A 26,734-nucleotide genomic window follows, 5' to 3' on the forward strand; every position below is an offset into this window, starting at 1 on the left:
TTGCCGGATCGGCGGCGAAGGCATCGCCTGAAGTCAGGCGGGCAGTGCGCAGAATCCGCGCTTCGGTTCGCGCTCAGCCCGGCAGCACAAGCTCGCGGATCGGCTCGCTTCCGTCCCAGTTGCGCGCCGCATCGGCAATCATCGCCATGAGCGCCGCGGCCTGGGACTCCAGCGCCTCCGACATCTCGTACATCACGCCTCCCGGCGCCGAGTCCGTGTCGAAGTACGCGAAGCGAACGTTGGCACCGGGCACGACGCCCTCATGGGCGGGGACGCGCCCGCCCGCCAGCTCGCGGGTCATCAAGTCGTCGTAGCCGCCGCGCGTCACCCACGACGAGACGTGCTGGAGACCTTCGCGACCGCTTGCAAGGAAATCGCGGTACGCGCTCGGCTTGTCGTCGTGCTGCTCGATGAGCTCCACCTGCACGTCGCCGGAGTTTCCGAGCGCGATGCTGAGCAAGGGAGGCGGCGAGGCCTTGCCGCGGTAGCGGAAGTCGATCGGCGCCATTTGCCGGAACACGAAAAATGGGCCGACCCCGAGGGTTTCCGTCCAGTAACGGAGCGCGGCGTCGAGGTCGCGCACGACGAATGCGATCTGGCGAACCTCTCCGAAGATGCGGCTCATGGCGGTTCCTCCTCCAGCAGGTTGCGAAAAACGCCTTCGCGACCTGCTTGCGCTGAAACCACGGAGAGCCGGCTTTGTCGAGAGCACGCGCGGGAAGGTTCCTGCGGCGGCATTGCCCGAAGTCCCCTGCTATAGGAGACTCGTGGCCGGGCAGACGCACGATTGCACTCCTGTGCGGCCGGCATGTCCGCGAATCCCGGGCTCTGCCCCGTGGAACAGACCGGCGGGCCGGATCCGATGAAAGGCGACAGGCAGGACGGAGAAGCGCGGCGGGAGCTCGCCGCCATCCTGTTCAGCGACATCGTCGGCTACACGGCGATCATGGGCCGCGACGAGCAGAAGGGGCTCGACGCCATTCGCCGTCATCGCGAACAGCTTCGCCAGGTGCTGCCCCGGTATCGCGGCCGCCTCGTCGGCGAAATCGGCGACGGCAGCCTCTCGAGTTTTCCGAGCGTCGTCGACGCGGTTGCCTGCGCGCGCGAGCTGCAGTCGGAGCTGGCGGCCGACGACGAGCTCAAGTTGCGCATCGGCATTCATCTCGGCGACGTCGTCTATTCCGGCAACACGCTGCTCGGCGACGGCGTCAACATCGCGTCGCGCATTCACGGCCTGGCCGAGCCCGGCGGTATCTGCATCTCGAGCACCGTTTACGACGAGATACGCAACAAACCCGGCATCGTCGCGGTCGACCTCGGCGAGAAGACACTGAAGAACGTCTCGCGGCCGATCCACGTCTACGCACTTTCGGCAAGATCGTCGAAAACTGCCGTGTCGCGACCGGCGGTTCGCCCGCGGACCCTCGTGGTCGGCGGGCTTGTCGTTCTCGGCGTGATGGCAACGTTCGGGACCTTGTGGTGGAAGCAGCTGGTCGACTCGTCCCGTCCTGCAGAGCTCGCACAGCTTCCTCCGATTCGCTCCATCGCCGTCCTGCCGCTGGACAACTACTCCGGCGATCCAGGCCAGGACTACTTTGCCGACGGCATGACCGACGAGCTGACGACGGATCTTGCCACGGTCAGCCAGCTGCGCGTGATTTCGCGCGGTTCGGCGATGCATTTCAAGGGTGCGTCGAGGCCCTCGACTCCGGAGATTGCGCGCACGCTCGGCGTCGACGCGATCATTGAAGGATCCGTGGTGCGGGTGGGCGACCGCGTACGCATTACCGCGCAGCTCGTCGACGCGCGCGCCGACCGTCATCTCTGGGCCAGGAGCTTCGAGCGCGACATGCACGACGTCCTGGCGCTGCAGGGCGAGATCGCATCGGCGATCGCCGGCGAAGTCAGCGCGACGCTGACGCCGGCCGAGCATTCGCGGCTCACGACCGCAAAAACGGTGACCCCCGAGGCGTACGACGCCTATCTCAAGGCGCGCCAGCTGATCAACAGTCCCAGCGACGCGAACGTCGCGACGGTCATCGCGCACCTGGAGGAAACGGTCCGTCTCGATCCCGACTTCGCACCGGCGTATGCCGGGCTCTCCGATGCCTGGGCGTGGGCGGCATTCAACGAAACCTCGGTCTCGCCGGCCGATGGGATGGTGAAGGCGAAGCAGGCCGCCGAGAAAGCGCTTGCGCTCGATGACCATCTGGCCGACGCACACAACGCGCTCGCGGGCATCCTTTGGCTGTTCGAGTACAACTTCCCGGCGGCGGAGAACGAATTCCGGCGCGCGATCGAGCTCAACCCGAGCTACGGATTCGCGCACGACCAGTTCGGTATTTCGCTTGCCTATTTCGGGCGGCTCGACGAAGCGCGCGAGCACGGAGAGCGCGCCGTCGCGCTCGATCCGCTGGCGCCGGGGTACCGCACCGACCTTGCCCTGACGCTTGCCTGGCAGGGAAACGTCGATGCGGCAGTGGCGCAGGTCCAGCGCGCGCGCGAGCTCGATCCGACATTGTACCTGGCGGAGTGGTCGCTGGCCTCCATCTACATCGAGGCCGGAAGGCTTCGCGAGGCGATCGGGCCGGGGGAAAAGGCCGTGGCGATGAATGCTCCGGTCTGGGTCGAAGCCTGGCTCGGCTACCTTTACGGCGCGACCGGCCAGACCGACCGGGCGCACGCCATCCTCGATCGCTGGAACGACAAGTATCCGGCCGGCACGCTGGACCCGTTCAATCTGGCAGTGGTCGACATCGGTCTCGGAGAGCGAGAGCGCGCGCTCGACGAGCTCGAGCGCGCGTATGCCGCCCATTCCGGGTTCATGGCTCTTCTCGGCAAGAGCCGCGCTTTTGATCCTCTTCGCGCCGAGCCCCGATTCGCGGCTCTGGTACGAAAGATCGGATTCGCGGGGTGAATTTGGGTGAGCAGCGCCACTGCAGTGTTGTCGCAGTTCGCGCATCAGCCTAGCATCGAACCGTTGAGGCGAACGCGTTGAAGCCCGACCGCGCTACCGTCTTTGCCGTTGCCGTCCTTGTCGCCGCCGTCGCCACGACGTCGTTCCGGGGCGACTTCCAGTTGGCGCTCTCCCCGCTCCGCTACTCGCAGGCGCGTACCATCCGTGCCTTTCACGGCATTGACATGGATGCGATGGCCGCGGCGATGGCTTCGCGATTTTCGCCGGCAGCGCCGCTTGTCCTCGGCGAGGACCTTGCAAAGAACGATTTCGTCGTCCAACGGGCCACCGAAGCGCTGTACCCGCGCCCGGTCTTGACCAAGCCTCCGGGATCTTCGTCCGCGACACCTGCCCCGGCCGCAATGCTCGTCGCCGGCGCAGCGGCGCACGCGCCGACGCCGGGAGCTCTCGACGTGGGACGCTATCGCACCGGCGCGCTCTACCTCGTGGACCAGCACGCTGCCGATCCTGCGCAGACACCGCCGGACCGCAGCGCGGCCCCGAGCACGCTCGAAATGCGTGTGTTCTCGTTTCTCGATTCGCTCTTCGGAGCTGTCGGCATCGGCGCGCTGCTGTGGGTCGTCCTGTTCCGACAGCGATTGACGGATACGCTCTCCTTGCCGGGAGTTTTCGTACTGCTCGCCGCCATCGCGATCGCGATCAAGACCGAGCTGCAGAGCTGGCTGCAGCTTGCGTGGTGCGGCGTGTTTCCGGGCTTTGGATTTCTCGCCTTGATTGCGGCGTCAGCGGCCGTGCTTGGCCGCAGCCCGCTCAAGAACTCGCTCGCCGAATGGCAGGCAGCGGCGCGGCGCCCGGAGAACTTTGCGTTGCCCGTGTTCGTCGTCCTGCTGCTGCTCAGGCAGGCGACGCTGCCGATCGAGCTCTGGGACGGACGGTCGATCTGGCTCTTCCTTGCCCGGCGCATCCACGTGCAGGGGATGCTGCTGAAGGCCGATCTCGCCAATCCTCTGACGCTGTGGTCCCATCCCGACTACCCGCTGCTCCATCCGTCGTGGATGTCGTGGTTCGCCGGTTACGAGTCCGGGTTCAACGAGAGAATGGCCGCGTCCGGCATCGCCGTGCTGCTGGCCGCGATTGCGTCGCTGCTGTGGCGGATGGCGCGCAGCGCCTTCGGCCGCGTGGCCGGAGCCTCGTTCACGCTGAGCTGCGTACTGATCGTCGGTCCACTCACGGTCGGAGGTTACGCCGACGGAATCCTCGCACTGTTGCTTGCCGTCGAGGTCCTGGCTCTGGCCAGCCCCGACACACGCGGCAACGATACGCTGTGGTGGATCGCCGCCGTGGCCGCATCGCTGACGAAGACCGAAGGTCTCGTGCTCGCACCGGCGGTGGCGCTGCCATTCCTCCTGCTGCATCCGTTCTGGAGAGCGCGTTCGCCGGCGTCGCGCGTCGCATTCGCGGCGGCGCTCGTGCCGGCAATGGGGCAGCGCCTGTGGACTTCGCTCGTTGGGGTCAACAGCATCGTCTACGAGGGCGGTCCGGTGCAGATGCTCGCGCGGCTCGGCCCGCGTCTGGCCGAGGCCGTCGAACGCGCTCCGCGGCTGTGGAGGGAGGACGGATACGTTCATCTTCGGGCGGCGCTGTGGATCGGTCTCGCGTCGCTGCTGGTCGCGGCGATCGGATGCGCCTTCGGCGGCCGCCGCGATCGCCCGGCGACGATGGCACTGGCAGCGGCGCTGGTCGCGGCTGCGTTCGCGTTCGTCTCGATCGGCGGCATGCCGAACGACGTGTCCTTCCTCGTCGGCACTGCCCTTGATCGGCTGCTGCTGCACGCTGCCGTCCTGTCCGTGCTCGCAGCGCAGCTGATGTTCGCCGCGACGGAGCCCGTGGCAGAGGCGGCACCCAAGGCGCCGCCGCAGCAGCCACCCGCAACGGCGACACGAACGAAGAAGCGCAGACGGCGCTGACGCCTAATAGGACCCCGCGTGCACGGAGCAGGTCGTCCCGATACAAGAGTGGTGTGGATGCGTTCACACAGATCTGCAGGAGGAAATCGGAGTTCCGTTCCTGCGAAAATTTCCTGCCGGTGCAGTTCCAGGGGGCGTGCGTGGCTTCTGCTCGTACGGGAAATGCTTCTGCCCGCCCGGCTATGGCGACGACTGCTCACAGCCCATCACCTGTCCGAACAACTGCAGCAGCCACGGCACTTGTGACTACGGAACCTGCAACTGTGATCCCGGCTGGGCCGACGTCGACTGTTCACATCTGACGTGATTCGTCACGTCGCGGAGCGGAGTAGATCATTCGTCATGGTCGGGCCGGCGACCCCGGGCCGAACGTCCAGCTCCTGGAGCTCTCTGTCGTTGCCGGCGGCTGCGAGCTTTCCGGTCCGGACGTCCATCGCTTCGCCGTCGGCGCGGTGGTGACGGCGCCGGCCGGTAGCCTGCAGCCGGTCTTGGCGGCAAGGCTTGTCAGCGACTGCTCTCCGTCTTCCTGCGATCCGTCGGCGAACGTCCAGGTTGGATACGTCTCGACATTGGCCTTCGTGCACGCGGCGGCCTGCGGCGCGTCCGGACCGGCGACGGAGCACTCGACGTATTGCACGAACGGCATCGCCTCGGCGAGAGTGGTTCGCTGCGCCCGGCAGTGTGGACACCACGAGGCTCCGTAGAACGTCGCGCCTTCCTGTGCGAGGCAGCGGCCGAAGTCTTCGAGCGTCGTCGCCAAGGCAGGGCGCGCGGCGACTAGAACGCCAAGAATCAGGATGACGTGGAAGAGCAATTTGAACATCGGGGCCTTCGACCGAATCCTCAAGGTTGAACCTGCGAGCCAGCTTATCACAAGACCGCGGCCACGTAGTTCGCTATCGGCAGGGCGCCGATCGCGGCAGACCGAACAGCTCCAGTTTCAAGCAGGCACCGCGGGATTGCCGGAAAAATCCGGCCGACTGCGCCGCAGGCGTCCTCTCCGCGCCCGATCCAGGCGGACCTCGGCCGGGTCCACCGATTTCCTCCGCACCCGCCGTTCGGTAGACCGCACCGATGGCCCTGCTGCTCGGCGTCCAGTCCGTTTCCAAGGCGTTCGGGACGTCGCCGCTGCTGCGCGATCTCTCGTTCGGAATCCACGACGGCGACCGGATCGGGCTCGTCGGGCCGAACGGCTGCGGCAAGTCGACACTGCTGCGCATCCTCGCGGGACTGGAAGAACCGGACGCCGGCACCGTCTCGCTGCGTCGCGCGACCCGGATCGCATGGGTTGCGCAGCATCCGGCATTTGCGCCGGGGAAAACCGTCTTCGAGATCCTGCTGTCGGCCACCAGCGACCTGGAGGCCGACGAGCACGAGCGCATGAACCTCGCGCACGCGTTGCTCGGCCGCTGCGGTTTTTCCGATCACGATGCCGTGCCCGCCACGTTCTCGGGCGGCTGGCAGAAGCGCCTGGCCATTGCCGAAGCACTCGCACGCAAGCCGGATCTGCTGCTGCTCGATGAGCCTACCAACCATCTCGACCTCGACGGCATCCTGTGGCTCGAGGATCTGCTGACGTCGCCGCTGTCCGGGATCGGCGCGTTCGTGGTCGTCAGCCACGATCGCTGGTTTCTCGAGCATGTCGCATCGCGGATGTTCGATCTCGATCCGGTGCACGAGAACGGCTTCTTCGAGACGCGCGGCAGGTACAGCGAATTCCTCGAACGAAAAGACATCGCCCTTCACGAGCAGTCGCGCTGGCAGCAGACGCTCTCCAATCGCGCGCGCCGGGAAGTCGAATGGCTGCGCCGTGGCCCCAAGGCCCGTTCCACGAAGGCGCGCGCGCGCATCGAAGAAGCGGGACGGCTCCAGCAGGAGCTCGCCGAAGTCCGTGCGCGGCTCGATCGCCGCGCCGTCTCGATCGAGATGACCTCGAGTCAGCGGCGTACCCAGCGCCTGCTCGCGTGCGAACATCTCGGCAAGGATTTCGGCGAGCGAAAGGTTCTCGACGACGTCGACGTGCTGCTGTCGCCAGGCGTGCGGCTCGGTCTTCTCGGGCCGAACGGCAGCGGCAAATCCACGCTGATCCGCCTGATGACCGGCGAGATCGTCCCCGACCGCGGCCGCGTCGTCCAGGCCGATGATCTTCGCATCGCGCTGCTGGACCAGCACCGCACCAGCCTCGATCCGTCGCTGACGCTGCGTCGCGCGCTCGCTCCCGAGGGAGACCAGGTCGTCTTTGCCGGCCGCGCGCTGCACGTGACCGCGTGGGCCAAGCGCTTCCTGTTCCGTCCCGAGCAGTTGTCGATGCCCGTCGGCAAGCTCTCCGGCGGCGAGCAGGCGCGCCTGCTGCTGGCCAGGCTGATGCTGATACCGGCCGACGTGCTGATCCTCGACGAGCCGACCAACGACCTCGACATCCCGACTCTCGAAGTGCTCGAGGAGAGCCTCCTCGAGTTTCCCGGAGCCGTGGTGCTCGTCACACACGACCGCTACCTGTTCGAGACGGTTTCGACGACGGTGCTCGGATTCGACGGCAGCGGCGGTACGCGCGCCTATGCCGACTACTCGCAGTGGGAAGCCGAGCGCAGGCCGAGCGTCGGGGTGGCCGCCGAACCCGCCGCAGGCGACCTCGTCGTTCGCGAACGCTCCGCCGGGCGTAGCAAAAAGCTCGGGTACCTCGAACAGCGCGAGTGGGACGAAATGGAAGCGCGGATTTTTGCGGCGGAAGAAAGGCTCGAGTCGGCGACCGGGCGCGCACACGATCCTGCGGTTGCAGCGGACGCGGCGGAGATCTCCGCGCGGTATCGCGAGCTCGAGACGATCCAGGCCGAGGTCGACCGTCTCTACGAACGCTGGGCCGAGCTCGAGAAGAAACGCATCGCGGCGTCGTAACGACGTCGCAGCGGCTACTCTGCCGAGCTGTTCTCGTCTGCGGGAGGAACCGAGCCGCTCCCGTCCGTGGGAGGAGCCTCCTCGCCTTCGGCCGAGCCTTCCGGCTGGACCTTGCGGAGCTTCTCTTCCTTCTTCCGCTCCTGCTTCTGCTTTCGCGCGAGCTCTTTCTGCCGCTTGTCGACCTTGTACCTCGGCTTCATGAACTATACCGCATCGGCTGCCGACGTTCGCAGGCACGTCGCTCTCGCCCACCACTCGCGGTCATCGCTGAGTCGCCGGATCTGGTAGCTCAGGCCCTGCGGCGACATCGGTCGCCATGCGATGATCTCGACCTCCTGCCCGTCCCCTGGATCCTTGCACGGCAGGGATCCGGGCTTCACCCCGCAAGGCGTGAAGTCCCCGTGCACGGCACCCGAAGCCGGCAGATGCACGAACGCACGCCGTCCGACCGAGAGAATGAGCTGGTTCCTGAAAGACGGACTGGCCGCGGCCGGAATCCGCATTCTGTAGTTGGACATGCGCTGGAACCTCCATACCCGGCAGTCTGGTGCTCGGGTGCTCTATCGTCATCAACGGATACGTCGATCGCTGAAATCGTGAGCGGGGCACTCGCCGTGGTGGAAGAAGCGCGTCGCGGGAAGTTCAGTCCCGGAAACCTATCAGGATCAGGCTGCAGGAGCGACTTCTCCTTCCGGTAGCCGCGCCGGCAGCCGCGGCGCAGGAGCCGCCCGGCCGCAGTTGCCATTTGCGCCGCATTGTGGGCATGTATCAGGTAATCCTGCCGCCGGCGGCTGTGCCGCCCCCCTCCTGCCGCGGCCCGTTTCCCCCTTTTTCCGTCTCTTTCATTCATCCAGCCACTGCGGGCGAGCTTGTCGTCCATTCCACGGAGACCACCATTCCAAGCCTCAACGAACTGAATCTTCTTCCCGAGCTCCTCGATGCCATCGCGGACATGGGCTACAGCGAAGCGACTCCGATCCAGGCCGGAGCAATTCCGGTCGTCCTGTCCGGACGCGATCTCATCGGTTGCGCATCGACCGGTACCGGCAAGACCGCCGCGTTTCTTCTTCCCGTCCTCCAGCTCCTTCGTGCCGGTGAAACCGGCCGCTGCCGTGCGCTCGTCCTGTCTCCGACGCGCGAGCTCGCGCTGCAGATCGACGAGCAGGCGCTCGCGCTCGGCTACCATCTCGGCCTGAGCGCAGCCGCCGTCGTCGGAGGCCTCGACATGGGTCCGCAGGAACGCGCGCTGCGCGCCGGCGCGGCGATGGTCGTCGCGACGCCGGGCCGCCTGCTCGACCACATGCGATTCGACTACGTCGATCTCGCGGCCGTGGAGATCCTCATCCTGGACGAAGCCGACCGCATGCTCGACATGGGCTTCCTGCCAGACATCCAGCGCATTCTGGCCGCCCTCCCGAAGAAGCGGCAGACGCTGCTGTTCTCTGCGACGATGTCGCCGACGATTCGCAAGCTCGCCGACGAGATCCTCATCGATCCGGTCGAAGTGACCGTCGATCGCCAGGCGCCGGCTGTCGCAATCGTGCAGACGCTGCATCCGGTCGAGCAGGATCGAAAGGCGGCGCTGCTGACGAAGATCCTGAAGTCGCCCGACATGGACTCGGTTCTGGTCTTCGTGCGGCGCAAGATCGACGTCGACCGCGTGGCCCACGCCGTGCGGCGCATGGGCGTGGACGTCGGATCGATCCATTCCGGCCGCTGCCAGGAAGACCGCATCGCGGCGCTCGAAGGATTTCGCAACGGCAGATATCGCGTCCTGGTCGCCACCGACGTGGCCGCACGCGGACTCGACGTCTCGGGCATCTCGCACGTGATCAACTTCGACGTACCGCACTCGGCGGAGGACTACATCCACCGTTCGGGACGCACGGCGCGTGCCGGGGCGGGCGGTGACGTGATCACGTTCATCTCACCGCAGGAGCGGGAAAAGCTTGCCGAGATCCAGAAGGAAATCGGCATGAACCTGCCGTGGACAGTCGTGCCGGGCTTCGAGCCTGCCAACGCTGCGCCGCCGGCGCGGGGCGCGAAGCCACCGACGGACGACGGCCGCGGCCGGCGACGCGGGCGACGACCCGGTCGCTACGTCGACCGGAGCAGCACCGTGTCCGCGAAATCCGACTGCGCTCCATGACCTGACGGCCTTCGACGGCCAGAGGATCGCCGGGCACCGGATCAACGGTCGGCGGATCGACAGCCAGCGGACCAACGATCCGCGGATCGATGAGAAAAGGGCCATGCGAATCCCAATCGTCATTGCGGTTTCCGGCTTGGTGGTGTCGATGGCCGGTGCTGCGTTCGCTGCGGAACGATCGGCCGGCACCGACATCAAGGGCGACGCGATCTGTCCAGCGACTGTCCACGTAACCCAGGAAGCGGCATCGACTCCTGCCGGCTACCTGGTCGCGAAGTCTGCGGATCCGACCGTTCTTGCCGGACTGACGATCTTCGATGGACCGCCGAAGGACCTCGCCTCGCTCGTGCCCGACAATGCGGACACGGGTTCCAGCGTCGCGACCTGGACGATCGCGCAGGACCGCGAGCGCGGGCTCTATGTGAGCTGCATCTACTCGGGCACCCGCATCCAGCTGCAACGCAAGCTGCCGGCGTCGGTCACGTCGTGCCGGGTGACGTACGACAACAATGTCCACGTCGACGGCTATCCCCAGATCAAATCGATGTCGTGCAAGTGATTCCGTAGTCGGTCTCTTTACCGGCGGCAGCCGGCGCGCTTGCTCGACAGCGGTTCCTCCATCTGGAAATCTTGCTTCCCAACGAGGTTTCCCGCCATTTTGGGGCGGAGTCGAGTTCGTAGCGCCGTCGCGTGCCCCGCGGAAAGGAGACCGCCATGCCCTCGATCGAACTGACGGACCGTCCGGCCTGGAAAGCCCTGCGCGAGCATCATGCGGTGATCCGCACGGTCCACCTGCGCCAGCTCTTCGCCGACGACGCACATCGCGGCGAACGCCTGACGGCGCAGGGCCCGGGCCTGTTCCTCGACTACTCGAAACATCGCGTGACCGACGAGACGCTTCGTCTCCTCCTCCGCCTCGCCGAAGAGACCGGGCTGCGCGGCCGCATCGATGCGATGTTCCGCGGCGACAAGATCAACGTCACCGAGCAGCGCGCAGTCCTGCACGTTGCGCTCCGCGCGCCGCGTAGCCAGTCGATCATCGTCGACGGCAAGGACGTGGTTCCCGAGGTGCACGCAGTGCTCGACCGTATGGCCGAGTTCTCCTCTTCCGTGCGCGACGGGCGATGGAAGGGACACACCGGCAAACGCATCCGCAACGTCGTCAATATCGGTATCGGGGGTTCGGACCTGGGGCCCGTCATGGCGTACGAGGCGCTGCGCTACTACAGCGCCCGCGAGCTGACCTTCCGCTTCGTCTCGAACGTAGACGGCACCGACCTGGTGGAAGCGACGCGCGACCTCGACGCTGAGGAGACGCTTTTCATCGTATCGTCGAAGACCTTCACGACTCTGGAGACGATGACCAACGCACACAGCGCGCGCGACTGGGCACTGCGCGCACTTGGCGACGAGCGCGCGGTCGCGAAGCATTTCGTCGCGGTTTCGACCAACGCCGCGGAAGTCACGAAGTTCGGCATCGACACCGCCAACATGTTCGGGTTCTGGGACTGGGTCGGCGGTCGCTACTCGATGGACTCGGCGATCGGGCTCTCGACCATGCTGGCCATCGGCCCCGAGAACTTCCGCGCGATGCTCGCCGGATTTCATGCAATGGACGATCACTTCCGGACCGCGCCCTTCGAGCGCAATCTTCCGGTGCTTCTCGGCCTGCTCGCCATCTGGTACCGCGACTTCTTCGGCGCCCAGACGCTCGGCGTGATGCCGTACGAACAGTACCTGAAGCGGTTCCCCGCCTACCTGCAGCAGCTCACGATGGAGTCGAACGGCAAGCACGTGACGCTGGACGGTACAACGGTGAGCTACGACACCGGAACGATCGTCTGGGGCGAGCCGGGCACCAACGGGCAGCATTCCTTCTACCAGCTGATTCACCAGGGAACCTCGCTGATCCCCTGCGACTTCATCGCCTTCCACCACGCGCTCAACCCGCTCGGCCGCCACCACGACCTGCTGCTCGCGAACGTCCTCGCGCAGGCCGAGGCGCTCGCGTTCGGCAAGACCGCCGACGAGCTGCACGGCGAGGGAATACCGGAGTGGCTGGTGCCGCACAGGACGTTCGAGGGAAACCGGCCGACGTCGATGATCCTTGCCGATCGCCTTACGCCGGAAACGCTCGGAGCGCTGGTCGCGCTCTACGAACACAGCGTGTTCACACAAGGCGCCATCTGGAACATCGACTCGTTCGACCAGTGGGGCGTAGAACTTGGCAAGCAGCTCGCCCAGCGCATCATCCCGGAGCTCGAGAGCGAGGCCGAGCCGCCGCTTCGGCACGACAGCTCGACCAATGCGCTCATCCGGCGGTACCGGCAGCGGCGCGCGGGAGCGTGAGATAGAAGCGAGGCCGGGAAACGCTACGGGGCTTTCGCGTCGAGCTGTCCGCGCAGTAATTCGACGATCCGTCCGACTGGAAATCGATTCGCGGCATCGCGCCGGTACACCGCCGACCACTGCTCGCGCAGTCCCGCCCTGGTAAAGCGCCGGGCGACAATCGCGCCTCGCATCAGCGCCGGACTGACCGCCCACCTGGAAACCATTCCGAGGCCCAGTCCCGCCGCGACGAAATCGACCAGCGTATCGGTCAGCGGCACGATCTTGACTGCCGGCAGGGGACTGCGGCCGGCCGCAGCGATGTCGCGCAGGCGCTCGACGTCACTGCGCGGGGCGTCGTGGGTGAACACGAGGTAGCTGGCGAGTTCGTCGGGCGCGATGAACTTCTTTCGTGCGAGCTCATGGTCCGGAGGAAGGATCACCGTCCACTCGTCCTGGGCGACGGGAGTCACCACGAGACTGCGGTCCTGGACCGGAGAGCTCGTGATGGCCAGCTCGAGCTCTCCGCGAAGCAACGCCGCCACCGGCTCCGAGCGCGCGGCGGGAATCATCTGCAAATCGATGCGCGGATGCTCGGCAGCCACGGCGGCAGCCAGCTTCGGCAACCAGTGGTAGCTCGTGAACGTCTCGACGCACAAGCGCAGCGGCAACGGCCGCCCGCTGTCCTTGCGGTGCAGATCGCGTTCCACTTTGTCGAGATCGGAAAGCAGGCGTCGCGAAGCTTCGAGCAACCGCGTTCCGGCCGCAGTCAGCACGAGCTGGCGACGTACGCGCTCGAACAACACGAGGCCGAGGCGCGCCTCGAGCTCCGACAACTGGTGGCTGACCGCCGACTGGGTCAGGTGCAGGCGCGCCGCGGCCCGCGTCGGTCCACCTTCTTCGGCGATCGCGCGCACCAAGCGTAGGTGACGGATCTCGAGCATCGAACCGGACATGATCCCTCCTCATCAAGTCATGAAGACAATGAGTTTCTCCCATGATGCCCGATCTGCCATCTTCGCGCCATGGAGAGGAGCCGCGACGGCATTGCCGAGGAAGACTTTCTGTTCTTCGTGATTGAGGCCGGCGGCGTGGCCGCGGAGGGCTGATCGTGCCGCTGGCGAGCGCACTCTGGAAAGCCGGCGCGCCGGAGCCTCCGGCCGGCCCCGTCCACGTGAGCATGAACGACTACCTGATTCACCGCTTTCGTGACGTGCCGCGCGTCGCGCGCGAAGGGTTGCAGCTGCGCCGGCGCTGGCCGCGAATCGAAGGTGCGCTCGGCCTCTGGTTCGCTTCGCAGCGATTCGGCCGGCGCCAGATCTCGGTCTCGGTGTGGCGAAGCCCCGAGGAGCTGCGAACGTTCGTGGTCTCGCCCGACCATCTGCGCATCATGCGCGAGTTCAAGGACGCCGGGCTCCTCTACACCACCACGTGGACGGCCGAGTGCTTCGATCCGCTGCTGATCTGGAGGCAGGCGAGCAACCGCCTGGCCGGCCGCATCGCGGGCGTTCGGCACCATTAGATGAGGCCCTACCAGCGGCTGCGACGAAGAGAGGAACCCGCGCAGCAAGCAGCCGCCCGACAGAAGCCGCGGTCGCAAGTCCAGCGGCCCGAGAGACACCGACCAACCGCTGTGTAGCCCTGCTGTTTTCGTGCTAGTTACCCCGCCTGATGCGGACCGCCGGCCCCAGCCCTGCGACCGACGCCACCGCGATGGCTCCCGAGCGCCTCCGGCTGCTCTATGATCTCGGCTGCGCGTTTGCGGGCCAGGCAAGGCTCGACGATCTCGTCGAGCTCGTGCTCGAAAAATGCCGCGAGGTGCTCGGTGCCGAGGCTGCGTCGATCCTGCTTCACGATCGGGAACGCGGCGAGCTGTACTTTCCCTACGTTGCCGAGCGAACCGCCGAGACCGAGGAAGATCTGCACCGCTTCCGCTTCCCGGCCGATCGCGGGATCGCCGGCGCCGTGCTCGCCGGCAGCCTTGCCGTCAAGATCGACGACACGGCCAGCGACGCCCGGTTCTACCGCGGCGTCGACCGGCACACCGGACGAGTGACGCGCAACCTGCTGTGCGCGCCGCTTCGCTCGCACCAGGGATCGATCGGAGTCATCCAGGTCCTCAACAGGATGGAGGGCGGATTCAGCGACGAAGACCTCGCGTTTCTCGACGCGCTGGCCGGCAGCATCGCCGTTGCGATCGAGAATGCCCAGATGTACCAGCAGCTCACCGCGCAGGTCGCGGCTCTCGAGCGCGCAGTGCACGAGCACAACGAGCTGCTCGCCCTTCACCGCGAGCTCGACATCGCGCGGGAAATCCAGCAGTCGATCGTGCCGAAGACGTTTCCGCAGCGTCCAGACGTTCGCGTCTTCGCCGACATGAACCCGGCACAGGAAGTCGGCGGCGATTTCTACGATTTTTTCTTTCTCGACGAGGACCGCATTGCGGTGATGATCGGCGACGTATCGGGCAAAGGAGTACCGGCGGCGCTGTTCATGGCAATGACGCGGACGCTGCTGCGCTCGACGGCACCCGGGTGCACAACCCCCGGCCAGTGCCTCGAGCGTGTCAACGCACTGCTGATTCCCGACAACAGCGCCGAGATGTTCGTGACCGTGTTCTACGCGATCCTCGAGATTCGCTCCGGCCGTCTCGAATACAGCAACGGTGGCCACAATCCGCCTTACCTCGTGGGCGCCGACGGCGTCGTGCAGGCGCTCCAGGGAACGGGCGGCACGGTGCTTGGCATGCTCGACAACGCCCGATTCGGCACCCTGACGACGACACTCGGGCGTGGGGACGCCCTGGTGCTCTTCACCGACGGGATTACCGAAGCGATGGACGCAGAAAGCGTGCTGTTCGGAGAAACCAGGCTCGAAGCGGCGCTCGCGCAGTGTGCGGCGCTGGCGCCGGGCGACGTCGTACAGAAGATTCTCGCTTCCGTCGGGCGTCACGTCGCCGGTGCCGCGCAAAGCGACGACATCACCGCGCTGGTGCTTTGCCGATGAACGCCGGGAACAAGCCGCCGGCGGGCGATACCGCGTCGACTGGATCCGGCGCTTTTCCAATGCAGACGCTGAGGCTCGCCAGCCGGCTGCACGAGCTCGAACGCATCAGCGGCGAGGTCGACGCCTTCGCGCGTCGAAACGGCATTCCCCCTCGCCTCGCCTTCGATGCCAATCTCGCGCTCGACGAAGTGCTGACGAACATCATCTCGTATGCGTATGACGACGAAGCAGAGCACGAGATCGTCGTCACGCTGCGCGCGGAGCGCGACCGATTCGTCATCGAAGTCGAGGACGACGGAAGGCCGTTCGATCCCCTTGCGACCCCGGCCCCCGACCTTACGATGCCTGCCGACGAGCGGCCGGTCGGCGGACTCGGTTTGTCGCTGGTGCGGCGCCTGATGCCGGAGCTGCAATACCAGCGCCGCGATCAGCGAAACGTTCTCACGATGTCACGCGCAGTTGGCACGGAGGCAACGCAGGAAAGGCATGTCCCGACGAGCGACGGCGGCTCGCCGGCGAGCGACGTTGTCGTACTTCATGCGACGGGGCGGCTGGATGCCGGCGAAGCGGCTGCTTTCGAACAGGCGCTGCTCGGCCGCATCGAAGCCGGCGCGCAGCGGATCGTCGTCGATTGCTCGAACCTCGAATACATCAACAGCGCGGGACTGCGCGCGCTGCTCGTCGCGGCCAAGAGGCTGTCGGCCAGGTCAGGGGCGATCGCGCTCGCGGCAACAAGCGACCGGATCCGAAGCATCATCGCGATGGTCGGCTTCGATGCGGTCTTTCCGGTCTGCGCCACGACCGAGCAGGCAACGACCGCGGTGCTGGCAGCGGCACCGCGCGTCGGCTGAGCGCGCTGGACGGAATTCCAGGCGGCAAATCCGTCGCCGGTGACGGATTCGCGGAGCGGAGCCTAGATGTAGCGTCGCCGCAGCATCTCGGCCGCCGGCTCGTCGAGCTGCTCGCCCCGGCGCACTTCTTCGAACCGGGCCAGGAGGTCTTCCGCGCGTACGCGCCTTTTCTCGGAGCCGCGCAGGTCATGGATCACGCGTCCCCGGTGCATCATCACGAGGCGGTCGCCAAGGCTTGCCGCCTGCTGCATCGAATGCGTCACCATCATCGCGGTCAGACGGTCGCGCTCGATCGCCTCCTGGCTGAGCCGCACGACCTGGTCGGCGCTCCGCGGATCGAGCGCAGCGGTGTGCTCGTCGAGCAGTAGGAGCTTAGGCCGCAGCCACGTGGCCATCAGCAGCGTCAACGCCTGGCGCTGGCCGCCCGATAGAGTGCCGATCGGATTGTCGAGCCTTTCCTCGAGCCGCATGCCGAGGGGCCGCACGCGCTCGCGCATCACGCTTCGGACTTCACCGCGAAGGGCCCACGAGAAGCCGCGCCGCCGGCCGCGGCGTGCAGCCAGCGCAAGGTTTTCGGCGATCGACATGTCGGGCGCGGTGCCGCTGAACGGGTTCTGGAACACCCGGCCGATCAGGCTTGCGCGACGATGCTCGGGCCACTTCGTGACATCCTGGCCGTCGACCGTGATGGTGCCGGCGTCGACGAAAAACGTTCCGGCAACGGCGTTGAGCAGCGTCGACTTGCCGGAACCGTTGGTGCCGATCACGACGACGAACGAGCCGTCCTCGATCGAAAGGTCGACGCCCTGCAGGCCCCGCACCTCGTTGGGAGTTCCGGCGAGGAACGTTTTTTCGACGCCGCGGATCTCAAGCATGGCTCGCTCCATGCCGTCCGCGCCTGAGCCGCTCGAGCATCCCGGGCAGGATCAGCGCCGCGAACACGAACAAGGCCGTCACCAGCTTGAGATCGTTCGGGTTGAGGCCGGCGCGAAGCGCGATCGCGATCAGCAGGCGGAACAGGACCGAGCCCATCACGGTGCCGACGATCACGAGGCCCAGCTGCGTGGTGCCGACCAGCGCCTCGCCGATGATCACGCTGGCAAGCCCCCAGACGACCATGCCGATCCCCATCTGCACGTCGGCAAAGCCCTGGTACTGCGCGAGCAGCGCGCCGGCCAGCGCGATCAGCCCGTTCGACAACGCCAGGCCGAGCACGATCATGTTTCCGACGTCGACACCGAGCGCTCGGATCATCTGCGGATTGTTGCCGGTCGCGCGTATCGCCGTGCCGAGATCGGTGCGCAGGAAGGAATAGAGCGCCGAGGCAGCGGCAGCGATGACGACCAGCGCGCCGAAGAGGACCGCGGCGTCGCGCGGCGCAATTTCCCAGCCGAACACAGGGATATCCTCAACGTTGCCGAGGACGGCGCCGGCGATCGACTCGGCCTCGGTTGCAAGCGTCGTGGTCGAGAGCAGCGGAAGGTTGCTCTTGCCCATGACGTGGAGGTTGACCGAGTAGAGCGCGGTCATCACGAGGATGCCCGAGAGCAGGCCGTTGATGCCGAACCGCGTGTGCAGGATGCCGGTGGTCGCGCCGGCCGCCATCCCGGCGGCAAATGCTGCCAGCGTCGCGACGACAGGGCTCACACCGCCGACGAGCAGTACGGCCGCGACCGATGCACCGAGAGTCACCGAACCATCGGCCGTGATGTCGGCAAAGTTGAAGATGCGAAAGCTGATGAAGACGCCGAGCGCGAGCAGCGATAGGATGAGGCCGATCGTCAGCGCACCGAGAAGAAGCGTCATGCGGCAAGCTCCGCGGAAACTTCCCGGATCGGAGCGATCCAGCACGCGCCGCGTACGAATTCGCTCTGCCCGGCGCCGGCGGCCGGGCGATCATCACCGATCAGGTGAAGAATCCCCTGCAGCGCCTCTCCGGTGAACACCGATTCGACCGTCGCGGCGAGATCGATCGGGCCCTTGGCCAGCGCGCGGTACGAAAATGCCGCGGCATGGAAGTGTCCTGCCGGCTGCGGCGACCCGGCAAGCGGGCGCACGAAAGGACGCAGCACAGGCTCGTCGGCCCTTGTTGCCACGCCTGCGACGACGGCGAGACTTCTGAGAAACGCGCGCTCGGGCGTGAACGACAGCCAGTCGCGGATCTGCGGGAATGCGAACGGTGCGCCGGGCTCGGCTTGCCCGCCAGAAGGCGCCGCAGGCGAACGGCGCAGCGCCGCGCCCATCAGGCCTGCCGACTCGGCGACGAGCGCGATCGCCGCCGTGTCGCAACCGCACAGATCGAGGCACTGGTCGGTGAGCTCCGACAGGGTCGCCGCATCGCCTGCGGCGGCCTCGAAGCGCACGACTTTCGAGAACGCTCCCTCGCAGACGAGCGCATAGAGAACCTGAACCTCGGGAACCAGCTGTCTCGTCGCAACGACGACATCCGGCACGTTCGTACCGTCGGTCGGCAGGTACGCGGCGGCGCCGCAAAGCGCGAGGAACTCGCCGAAACGTGCGCGGCAATCCTCGAACCCCGCGCCGAAACTGCCAAGTCCGATACCGAAGCTGCCGGCCGCGAAGCGCACCGAGCGGACGTCGGCGGCAGAATAGCGGCAGCCGTCGAGCGGCTCCGGCGTGCCGACTACGCGACAGCGCATCGCAGACGTGGACGGAAGGTCGAAGACTTCGAACGTCACGGCGTCGCGTTCGAAGACCTGCGAAGCGACCGCCGCGGCTGCCGGCGGTGCGGCACCTGCGGACTCACCGAGCAGCGACTCGAGACCGGCCAGCTCCAGGACGCGCCGCACGGCATCCGACGACCGGACGATCGCGAACGATCCGCCGAGGCGCTGCGTTTCCTTGTAGGATCGAAGCACGACGCGAATGCCGACCGAGCTCATGTAGACAACGGCGGACATGTCGACGCGCAGGTGATGCGCCCCGCCGCGCACCGCTTCGTCGAGCGCTTTGGAAAGGTGGTCGGCCCAGTACGCGTCGAGCCTTCCCGACACCACCAGCTCGAGCCCGTCTTTCCCCTGCTGCGTCGCGATCTCCATCCTTCCTCTTTCCTCCGACGACCCGCCCCGGCTCAGCGCGGGACGCGGCCTAAGAACCCTTTTTCGAGCCCGCAACCTTCTCGGCGCGCCCGAGGACGCTGTCCGGAATCCGCATGCCGATGGCACGCGCGGCATCTTCGTTGACCAGAAGCCTGACCTGGCGCAGCGGCTCGAGCGGAATGTTCGCCGGGCTCTCGCCGCGCATGATGCGCGCGGCCATCAGCGCCGCTTCGCGCCCGCCCTCGTAATAGTCGCGCGCGACGGTCACCTGCGCACCGTCGACCGCGTTGCTGCCAAGAGTGCCGAACAGCGGCAGCCGCGCGCGCCGCGATGCCTGCGTGATGCTGACGAAGGCCGACGCCGTCAGGTTCCCGGCAATCTGCACGACCGCATCGAGGGGCTGGTTCGTGAGCGCGAGCGCTGCGTCGGCGATCTCGGTCGCGGTGTTTGCCGGGACGGCCACGACCTCGATGCCCTGCTTGCCGGCGAGCTTGGTCAGCTCGTCCTTGTTGTACACCGAGTTGACCTCGGCCGGGACGAAAAGCGTGCCGATGCGCTTTACGTTCGGGACGCAATCGCGCACGACCTTGAGCAGCTCGTCGTAAGCCCCCATCGTCGGGACGCCGGTGACGTTTGGCGCATGGTCTTCGTTCGATTTTGCCGCGCCGGCGGCGACGGCGTTGGCGACGAACGTGAAAACGATCGGGATCTTCTTCGCCCGCTGCATCGCGGCCTGAAGCGTCGGCGTCGACATCGTCAGCATCAGGTCGCTTCCGTCGGTGAGCGAGGCGTCCACGAGAGCCGACAGCGTCGGGATGTCGCCCTGCGCGTTGCGGATCCTGAGCACGTAGTCGCGGCCCTCGACGAGGCCTGCTTCGCGAAGCCCGTCCTTGATGCCGTGCTCGCCCTCCTCGACATCCAGCACCGTGACGAGCTCGAGCAGGTCGAGCTTCCAGGTTTTCGCCAGCCGCGCCCCCGGCACGGTTACGCCGGGCTTCGAAGAGGTCGGCGTCGTTGGTGCCGGAGCCTTCGCCGCCGCTGCCTGCTCGTGCACGCCCTGTTCGTCGACGATCGCTGCCGCCGACTTGAGCACGTCGTCCGGAATGCGAACGCCGAGCCGCTTTGCAATGGCCGTATTCAGCGTGACGCTGACGATCGAGATGTTCTGGAACGGGATGTCTTTGGTGTGTTCGCCCGTCAGCACGCGTGCGGCCAGCTCGCCGGCGGCGTAGCCCGGCTCGTAGAACGTCATGCCGAGAGTCGCGAGTGATTTCTCCGCATGCGGCTCGACGTCGCTCGTCACCAGCGGGATCTTCGCGTCGGCGGCCACCTTGACGATCGCGTCGAAACCCTGGATCGCCGTGTTGTCGCCGGCGATCCAGAGTACGTCCACGCCGCGCGCGACCAGCGACTGGGTCGCCTGGAAGATCTCGGTCGAGTTGATCGCCGTGGCTTCCACGAGCGCCATGCCGTGGCTGGCGAACACGTCGCGCGCTACCTCGATCACCTTGCGCGAGTTGGCCTCGGAGCTGTTGTAGACCGTGCCGACTTTCTTCGCGCCGGGAAGCAGCTTCTGGATGAACTCGGGCGTGTCCTTGACCGGCGGGAACGAGCCGACGCCGGTCACGTTCGGATTGTGATCTTCGAACGATCTGCCTGCTCCCGCAGCAATCGGGTCGTAGCAGTACGTGAAAACGACGGGACTCTTCTTGACCGTGCCGCAAGCCGCCGTCACGCAAGGAGTGGACATCGGGATGACCAGGTCCATGCCTTGCGAGTCGAAGTTCTGGAAAAGAGCCGGAATGTTCGCGATCTCGCCTTGCGCGTGCGCTTCCTGCACCTCGAGGTTCTGGCCCTTGACGAAGCCGTGGTCGCGAAGCCCGTCGTAGACGCCGCGCATGCAAGCCTCGACGCCGGGTTCCGGCGCGAAGTAGACAACGCCCACTTTGTACTTGCGCCCGGGGATCGGCCCCTTGCTTGCAGTCGCTATTCGCGCCGTCGATGCGGCCTTCGCCTGCTCCGCCGCCGCCTGCGCGACGACGTCGCCGGGAAAGCGCCACGGATCCTTGAGCGTCGCGACGAGCGACTGGTCGATGACCAGCCGCTCCGGCAGGACGTTCTCGACCGGAACCGTTGCCGGATCACGGCCACTGAGAACCTGGGCTGCAAGCTTGCCGGCAAGGTGACCGACTTCCCGGTAATCAGCGCCGAGATCGAAAAGGGTTCCGCGTCCCTGCGCGCCCGGCATGCTGCTGAACACCGGAATGCCGGATTTTTTCGCGAGCGGAATGATCGAATCCAGCGCCGCCATCACCGTGACGTCGCCGCCGACCCACAATGCCTGGGCTCCGCGCGCGATGAGCGACGCGGCCGCTTCGACGACAGCGGAGGAATTCTCCGCGTTCGCTTCGAGAAGCTCGATCCCGAGGTCCTTGCACGTCGCGCGCGCGACCTTCGTCTGCGCCTCCGAGTTGGCTTCGGCGGGATTCCAGACTTCGCCGACGGTTTTCAGGTCCGGGTAGATTCTTCGCGCGAGACGCAGCGTGGCATCGACCGGCTGCATGGTCCCGAAGCCCGCCATGTAGGGTGGGTGTTGCAGCGGATTGTCGCGGCTGATGCCGACACCGGCCGCCACCGGATCCGACACGAGAGCGAAGACGTGTCGCACCTTGCCGGCGGCGTTCGCGCCGGCGACCACCTGGAGGCTCAACGTCGATGCGGTCATCAGCAGGTCGAAGCGACCGCCGGTCATCTCCTTCGCGATCGTGTTCGCGGTCGGAAGGTCGCCCTCGGCGTTGTAGCGCTGCAGGACGAGGTTCCTGCCTTCGTCGTAACCGCCTTCGGCAAGACCGTCGATCATGCCGGCGACGCCGTCGTCCAGCAGCGGTTGCGAGGCGTGCTGGAGAATCGCGACGCGGACCGTTTTTTGCTGGGGGTCGACTCTACGGCGAGACGAGTCGGACAGGAGAAGAACGGCGGAAGCCAGCGCGATCAGGATCGCGCCGAGGGCAAGTCGCTTGATGGCCGGCCACATGCAGATCCGCGGTCCGTGGCGTACCTGTCAGAGTGGCGGAGGCGGTGCAATTGCACGCGTGCGCCGACTGCCACAGCGTCTTCGTGTCCGTCTCCGGCGAAGTCGGCGAAATGTGCCCCTTGCGAGGCTTCGAGGACGCCTTCTCGAGTACCTCGAACTGCGCTCGTATCGGCGCCCCGACGCGGAACGCCGATACGAGCAAAACCGTTACTTCTTCACCAGCGTCGCGGTGACAGTGGCAGTGAAGCCGAGCCCCGTCCCCGCGCTTATGTTGTTTCCGCCGGTGACCACGATCGTTAGTGGCTGGCCAACGAAAAGGCCCGGCCCCGCCAGCTCGGCGGCGTCGATATCGACCCAGTTCGTCGTGGTGATCGTGCAATACTGAAAGCTCGCCGTGTTACACTGGTTGATCTGGACCCCGGGATGGCTCACAGCTGTCCCATTCACGGTGACGATGGTGTAGAGCGCAGGGAGGCTCGGGTCACCGCCAATCGAAACCGCCACGTTGATCATCAGGAGCTGCTTCGGCTTGCCCTTGGCGAGCGTGACCGTGACCGGCACCATGTCGCCGATCGCATCGAGCGCACCGGTCTCCGTGGCTGCGACGCTCGTTTTCCCGGGCGACGTCGTAACCGCGCTCGCATGAACCGGCAGGGCCAGAACGAGTGCAGCGACCATCAATGCGGCTGGTTTCATGGGGTATCATCCTCGGACTGGTTGCGGGCAGACAGTCCGCCGGAAATCGACGGACCTCCTTTGAAGAATGGGCAATCGTCTATACCCCCACCACAAGCAGGGCAAGACGGTCGGCTGGTCATGCCGCAGACCGGTGGTCACGGCGGAACGAAACCCGTGTCCTGAGTCAGTCTCACTATTTGCAAGAACTTCGGGCCAATCGAGCGGGCTGCGCCGACGGCCTGACGTCTTCGTCTGAAAAATCCGTGGAGACCGGCGCCTGGCTGGGCTCACGCTGACCACTTGGTTAAGCTGCCTGGCCGAATCGGTACCGCTGCGCTTTCTGCATTTGTTCTCGCCGGCGCGGCAACCGTTCCCATCCCGCCAGGAGATCGTATGATCCAACGCATCAGTCACATCGGATTCGTCGTCTCGAGCATGGATGACGCCCTCGCGCTCTGGTGCGATCGCCTCGGGATGCGCAAGTGCGCAGAGGCCGTGTTCGAGGTCGAAGGCATCCGCAGCGTCTTCGTGTCCGTCTCCGGCGAAGTCGGCGAAATGTGCATCGAGCTGATGGAGCCGCTCGACAAGAACGACATGACGAACGCCGTCGCACGGCGCCTGGCGACCAAGGGCGAAGGTTTCTACCACCTCGCGGTGGTCGTGGACGACGTGGATGCCAGCGGACGGCTGCTTCGCGATCGCTCGTTCGATCTCATCGATCGTCCGCCGACGGGCAACGCGAAGCAGGGCCGCTGGCTGATCCGCCCGCGCGAAGCCGGCGGCGTGATGGTCGAGGGCATCGAAGAGTGGAAGGACGAGGGCCTGTGAGCGCCGGTCGCCTGGCGGGCCGCAGTGCCATCGTCACGGGCGCAGCCCAGGGAGAGGGTGGATCCGCAGACGACGGTCTGCAACGGTTGGAGCCTGGATCGCCGCTCGTGCGATAGAAGAAGAGCGATCCGCCGGCAGAGGATGGGAAGAACAAGCGCCGGCCCCGAACGATCGCCCCCATGACTCTTTGCGACGGCGAACTGTCCGCTCAGGCCGCGCTATCGTTCCAGCGTGCGCCGCAAATCCCAGTTCACGGTAAGGTCGAGGACCTGAAGACCCCCGCCCGCCGTCGGCTGCTCATCGTGCACGAGCGTCGACTTGCCGGCGAAGTGGCCCGGATCGTCCGGCAGCGGTGTCAGGAGCGACAGCCCCGATACGGCGATCAGATACCCGATGCCTTCGACAACCTGTTGCGTGTCTTCAACGGAATCCGAGCCCCCGTCACACTTCTGCGCTGCATACGTGATCGGGGCACCGAAGGAGTGCGACTGTTCCGCAGGTGTGAAGGAAAACGACCCGGCAGCTGCGGGGAACGCGTCGAACGTCGTCTTGGCGCTGCCGCTTCCGTTGCCGAATTCGGTAAAGGTCGAAGTCCCGCAGCCCTGCTCCACGGTCGTCGTGACGTTTTCTACCGAATGGTCGGCTTGCCAGGTGGCGGTGAGCTCCTCGCCGGGGTAGGGCTGTTCGACGGGAGCGGTGCTGATGACGGTCCAGGTCTGCTCTTCGTGCTCGTGCCGGTCGATGATGCTCGAGGAAGTCGGGGTAGACGGCTCCGAGTGCTCGTCGAGGGTCTGGACGAATCGGATCTGGCCGGTCCAGCCTCCGGGACAGAAGGACTTGGTCTCGACTTTGTACTGGGCGTTCACCTTTCCGTCGTGCCTGCGGTCGTCGTTCGACAGGACCAGGTAGAATTCGCTGATATCATCACCCGCATCGTCCCTGCAGAACTCGAAGATCGGGCCGGGGACCTTGCGCCGTTCCCAGTTCGATCCGACCCTGACGATCGCATCGATCGGGAGGTGTTCGGCGTTGGGAACGTCGCTTACGTCAATGCGCACGTAGCGTGTGAGGTCGTCGACCAGATAGCGCTCATGCTGGACGAACAGCGGGTCGACCTCGGCCCAGCGCTGGAAGTTCCTGTCCGGCAGAAGCTTGACGGTGGGCAGAAGCACTTCGGGCAGGAGGTTCTTGGTGCGGGCCGGATCGAGGTCGGAGAACATCGGGGAGACAGGCTTGCCGGTGAGTTCCACGTTGAGGTCGCGCACGCCGAAGTCCCGGAAGTGATCCTGGAACGACAGGATCGAATCGAGGTGGGTATCGAGGTCCTCCTCCGTGCGGGCTGCCTGGCTCTTCGTCCAGATGTCCAGGACCGGCTCTATACTGTCGGCCTCCTGCTGCACGAACTGCAGATAGAGTGCTGCCTCATACTCGAGCCAGCTGTCGGTGACCTGTAGCCCAGCATCCGGTTCATACCGGCGGTCGTTCTGGAAGTCACTGAAAGTTCCGCTCCTGCGCTCGGCGTCGTCGATCGGGAAGAATCCGAAGCTCGCCCATTCGGCTGTCGCTTCAGCGAGCCACGTGCGGTGTTTGCTTGGAGTTCCCGGTGGCGTCGGCCCGCACACCACGGCGAAGACCTCCACGTTGAGTCCGAACTGGTAGACGTGGAACAGTTCGTGATCGAGATCCGCGCGAAATTTCGAAGGCTCGTCCGGCTCCGGAGCTGTCGTGGGGACTGCAGTCGCGTTGATCTTTACGTAGCCGCTCGAGGTGAGCGCGCCGCCACGTTGCCAATCACAGGGACCGGCGAAAGCCGACGACGCGATCGCCGTGGAGGAGATGGGATTGCAGACGCCGCCTCGAAGCCTGCATTCGTTGGGTCGAAGCATGTAGATGTCGATGCGATTGCGGGGTTCGGGACCTGTCGGATCGTCGTCTGGTCGTGGAGGCCCCAGTTCCGGCGTGAACGCCGCGTATACTTCCTCGGCGACCGTGCCGACCACCAGCCTGCGCGCGCCATCGACCGGCGCAGTACAGTGGCCGTCGAACTGGTTCGGGGCTGTCTCGCAGTCGGAATCATCCCGGCATGGTGTCGTATTGGGCAGGCCGTGGTCGCAGTAGCCAGTGTTGCAGGACCAGACGACAAAGTGCTCGGTCTCGAAGTAGCCCCAGTCGGCAACGCCGTTGACCATGGGGCAATTGACCGGCGGCGGCGTTTCGGTCGGCGTTCCGTCCGCCAGGAGCCCGGCCGCGGCCGGAGGCTCCGTCGAGTAGATGCTAGTCGGGTCAGTGGGTCGCACGAGGTAGGGCGCGATCGCTGTCTCGACGTCCGCCGGCAGTGTCGCGCGTACGAGCGACAGTTCGGCCAGAAGCGAGAGGTCCTCTCCGACCGAGCCGGAACCGTCGTAGGCCTCGGGCAGCTCAGGAGCCTGATTCAGGGCCCACACGCGATAGAGCAGCGAAGTCGGGTAGTCGATCTCCCCGTGCTCGAGCGCCCGGGCGATCAGCTCCTGACTCGTGGGCGGATGGGTCGCGACGGCCTCGCAGGTGCAGGCGGCCGTGCAGCGCTGGTCGGCCGCACAGCCGTCGAGTCCTTCGCACTCCTCTGCACCGTCGCGCACCCCGTTGCCGCAGCCCTCCGGTGCGGGAATCGTCGTCGTGGTCGAGCATCCGAGGCATGTCAGCGCGACGGCCTGCCCGACGGCGGCTTTCAGGGTCAGAAGGGCGTCGGACGCGGTCACGGTGCCGTTTCCGTTGACGTCGCAGACGCAGGGCTTCGCATCGCAGGAGGAGACCGACCCCACTGCCTTTTTCAGGACCGCGAGCGCGTCACTGGCGGCGGGTTTGGTTCCCGCAGACTGGGGCTGGCCACAAGCACCTTCTGCCGCGACGGCGTAGAACGGCGAAACGATGACCAGGAACAGCGCCGCCATCGGCAGCACTGCACTTCGGACAATCCTGCGGTCTCGGTTCATCGCTCCTCCGGGAGAAGCAGTTCACGCTGCGGTCGGAAGTCGCGACCGTG

21 protein-coding genes are annotated in these 26,734 nt (G+C 66.1%); 10 read left to right on the forward strand and 11 right to left on the reverse strand.

Annotated features, from left to right (window positions below):
- Positions 1 to 73 precede the first annotated feature (73 nt).
- Positions 74 to 625: a VOC family protein gene (locus VGK20_13125; GenBank protein ID HEY2774982.1), complete on the reverse strand. Its 552-nt coding sequence runs from the start codon at positions 623 to 625 to the stop codon at positions 74 to 76.
- Between the two features lie 210 nt (positions 626 to 835).
- Here VGK20_13125 and VGK20_13130 point away from each other — a divergent pair, with 210 nt between their 5' ends.
- Positions 836 to 2,917, forward strand: a complete 2,082-nt coding sequence (locus VGK20_13130) for an adenylate/guanylate cyclase domain-containing protein (GenBank protein HEY2774983.1) — start codon at positions 836 to 838, stop codon at positions 2,915 to 2,917.
- 77 nt (positions 2,918 to 2,994) lie between these two features.
- Positions 2,995 to 4,884, forward strand: coding sequence for a hypothetical protein (locus VGK20_13135; GenBank protein HEY2774984.1), 1,890 nt, complete (start codon positions 2,995 to 2,997; stop codon positions 4,882 to 4,884).
- A gap of 340 nt (positions 4,885 to 5,224) precedes the next feature.
- Here VGK20_13135 and VGK20_13140 read toward each other — a convergent pair whose 3' ends face one another.
- Positions 5,225 to 5,707, reverse strand: a complete 483-nt coding sequence (locus tag VGK20_13140) for a hypothetical protein (GenBank protein ID HEY2774985.1) — start codon at positions 5,705 to 5,707, stop codon at positions 5,225 to 5,227.
- A 251-nt stretch (positions 5,708 to 5,958) separates the two neighbouring features.
- Between VGK20_13140 and VGK20_13145 the strand changes: the two genes are divergently transcribed.
- Positions 5,959 to 7,779 (forward strand): ABC-F family ATP-binding cassette domain-containing protein, encoded by a 1,821-nt coding sequence (locus VGK20_13145; protein HEY2774986.1) that lies wholly within the window; start codon positions 5,959 to 5,961, stop codon positions 7,777 to 7,779.
- Positions 7,780 to 7,793: 14 nt separating this feature from the next.
- Here the strand turns inward: VGK20_13145 and VGK20_13150 are convergent, their stop codons facing one another.
- Both VGK20_13150 and VGK20_13155 read right to left on the reverse strand, forming a co-directional pair.
- Complete coding sequence (locus tag VGK20_13150; protein ID HEY2774987.1) at positions 7,794 to 7,979, reverse strand: hypothetical protein; 186 nt, start codon at positions 7,977 to 7,979, stop codon at positions 7,794 to 7,796.
- A gap of 3 nt (positions 7,980 to 7,982) precedes the next feature.
- Positions 7,983 to 8,297, reverse strand: coding sequence for a hypothetical protein (locus VGK20_13155; protein HEY2774988.1), 315 nt, complete (start codon positions 8,295 to 8,297; stop codon positions 7,983 to 7,985).
- A gap of 434 nt (positions 8,298 to 8,731) precedes the next feature.
- Between VGK20_13155 and VGK20_13160 the strand changes: the two genes are divergently transcribed.
- The 3 genes from VGK20_13160 (at position 8,732) to pgi (ending at position 12,277) form a co-directional block, all read left to right on the forward strand.
- A complete protein-coding gene (locus VGK20_13160; GenBank protein HEY2774989.1) occupies positions 8,732 to 9,928 on the forward strand; it encodes a DEAD/DEAH box helicase in 1,197 nt (398 codons plus the stop codon).
- Positions 9,929 to 10,031: 103 nt separating this feature from the next.
- Positions 10,032 to 10,487, forward strand: a complete 456-nt coding sequence (locus VGK20_13165; GenBank protein HEY2774990.1) for an STY0301 family protein — start codon at positions 10,032 to 10,034, stop codon at positions 10,485 to 10,487.
- 155 nt (positions 10,488 to 10,642) lie between these two features.
- Complete coding sequence (gene pgi / locus VGK20_13170) at positions 10,643 to 12,277, forward strand: glucose-6-phosphate isomerase (GenBank protein HEY2774991.1); 1,635 nt, start codon at positions 10,643 to 10,645, stop codon at positions 12,275 to 12,277.
- A gap of 23 nt (positions 12,278 to 12,300) precedes the next feature.
- Here the strand turns inward: pgi and VGK20_13175 are convergent, their stop codons facing one another.
- On the reverse strand, positions 12,301 to 13,212 hold the full coding sequence (locus tag VGK20_13175; protein ID HEY2774992.1) for a LysR family transcriptional regulator: 912 nt from the start codon (positions 13,210 to 13,212) through the stop codon (positions 12,301 to 12,303).
- A gap of 155 nt (positions 13,213 to 13,367) precedes the next feature.
- Here VGK20_13175 and VGK20_13180 point away from each other — a divergent pair, with 155 nt between their 5' ends.
- The 3 genes from VGK20_13180 to VGK20_13190 all read left to right on the forward strand — a co-directional run bounded on the left by VGK20_13180 (position 13,368) and on the right by VGK20_13190 (position 16,113).
- On the forward strand, positions 13,368 to 13,778 hold the full coding sequence (locus VGK20_13180; GenBank protein HEY2774993.1) for a hypothetical protein: 411 nt from the start codon (positions 13,368 to 13,370) through the stop codon (positions 13,776 to 13,778).
- Between the two features lie 191 nt (positions 13,779 to 13,969).
- On the forward strand, positions 13,970 to 15,262 hold the full coding sequence (locus VGK20_13185) for a GAF domain-containing SpoIIE family protein phosphatase (protein HEY2774994.1): 1,293 nt from the start codon (positions 13,970 to 13,972) through the stop codon (positions 15,260 to 15,262).
- A 59-nt stretch (positions 15,263 to 15,321) separates the two neighbouring features.
- A complete protein-coding gene (locus VGK20_13190; GenBank protein HEY2774995.1) occupies positions 15,322 to 16,113 on the forward strand; it encodes an anti-sigma factor antagonist in 792 nt (263 codons plus the stop codon).
- Between the two features lie 62 nt (positions 16,114 to 16,175).
- Here VGK20_13190 and VGK20_13195 read toward each other — a convergent pair whose 3' ends face one another.
- From VGK20_13195 to VGK20_13215, 5 genes are all read right to left on the reverse strand, one after another.
- Positions 16,176 to 16,988, reverse strand: a complete 813-nt coding sequence (locus VGK20_13195) for an ATP-binding cassette domain-containing protein (protein ID HEY2774996.1) — start codon at positions 16,986 to 16,988, stop codon at positions 16,176 to 16,178.
- Complete coding sequence (locus tag VGK20_13200; GenBank protein HEY2774997.1) at positions 16,981 to 17,919, reverse strand: ABC transporter permease; 939 nt, start codon at positions 17,917 to 17,919, stop codon at positions 16,981 to 16,983. The genes VGK20_13195 and VGK20_13200 overlap by 8 nt, the downstream gene beginning before the upstream one ends.
- On the reverse strand, positions 17,916 to 19,172 hold the full coding sequence (locus VGK20_13205; protein HEY2774998.1) for an STAS domain-containing protein: 1,257 nt from the start codon (positions 19,170 to 19,172) through the stop codon (positions 17,916 to 17,918). The genes VGK20_13200 and VGK20_13205 overlap by 4 nt, the downstream gene beginning before the upstream one ends.
- A 49-nt stretch (positions 19,173 to 19,221) precedes the next feature.
- A complete protein-coding gene (locus tag VGK20_13210; GenBank protein ID HEY2774999.1) occupies positions 19,222 to 22,206 on the reverse strand; it encodes an ABC transporter substrate-binding protein in 2,985 nt (994 codons plus the stop codon).
- A gap of 207 nt (positions 22,207 to 22,413) precedes the next feature.
- Positions 22,414 to 22,902, reverse strand: a complete 489-nt coding sequence (locus VGK20_13215) for a hypothetical protein (GenBank protein HEY2775000.1) — start codon at positions 22,900 to 22,902, stop codon at positions 22,414 to 22,416.
- Between the two features lie 375 nt (positions 22,903 to 23,277).
- On the opposite strand from VGK20_13215, the gene VGK20_13220 reads away from it, so the two are divergent.
- Positions 23,278 to 23,712, forward strand: coding sequence for a VOC family protein (locus tag VGK20_13220; GenBank protein HEY2775001.1), 435 nt, complete (start codon positions 23,278 to 23,280; stop codon positions 23,710 to 23,712).
- Between the two features lie 218 nt (positions 23,713 to 23,930).
- Here VGK20_13220 and VGK20_13225 read toward each other — a convergent pair whose 3' ends face one another.
- Positions 23,931 to 26,684 (reverse strand): hypothetical protein, encoded by a 2,754-nt coding sequence (locus VGK20_13225; GenBank protein ID HEY2775002.1) that lies wholly within the window; start codon positions 26,682 to 26,684, stop codon positions 23,931 to 23,933.
- Positions 26,685 to 26,734: the final 50 nt, after the last annotated feature.

Source organism: Candidatus Binatia bacterium (genome assembly GCA_036493895.1).
GTDB lineage: Bacteria > Desulfobacterota > Binatia > UBA1149 > CAITLU01 > DATNBU01.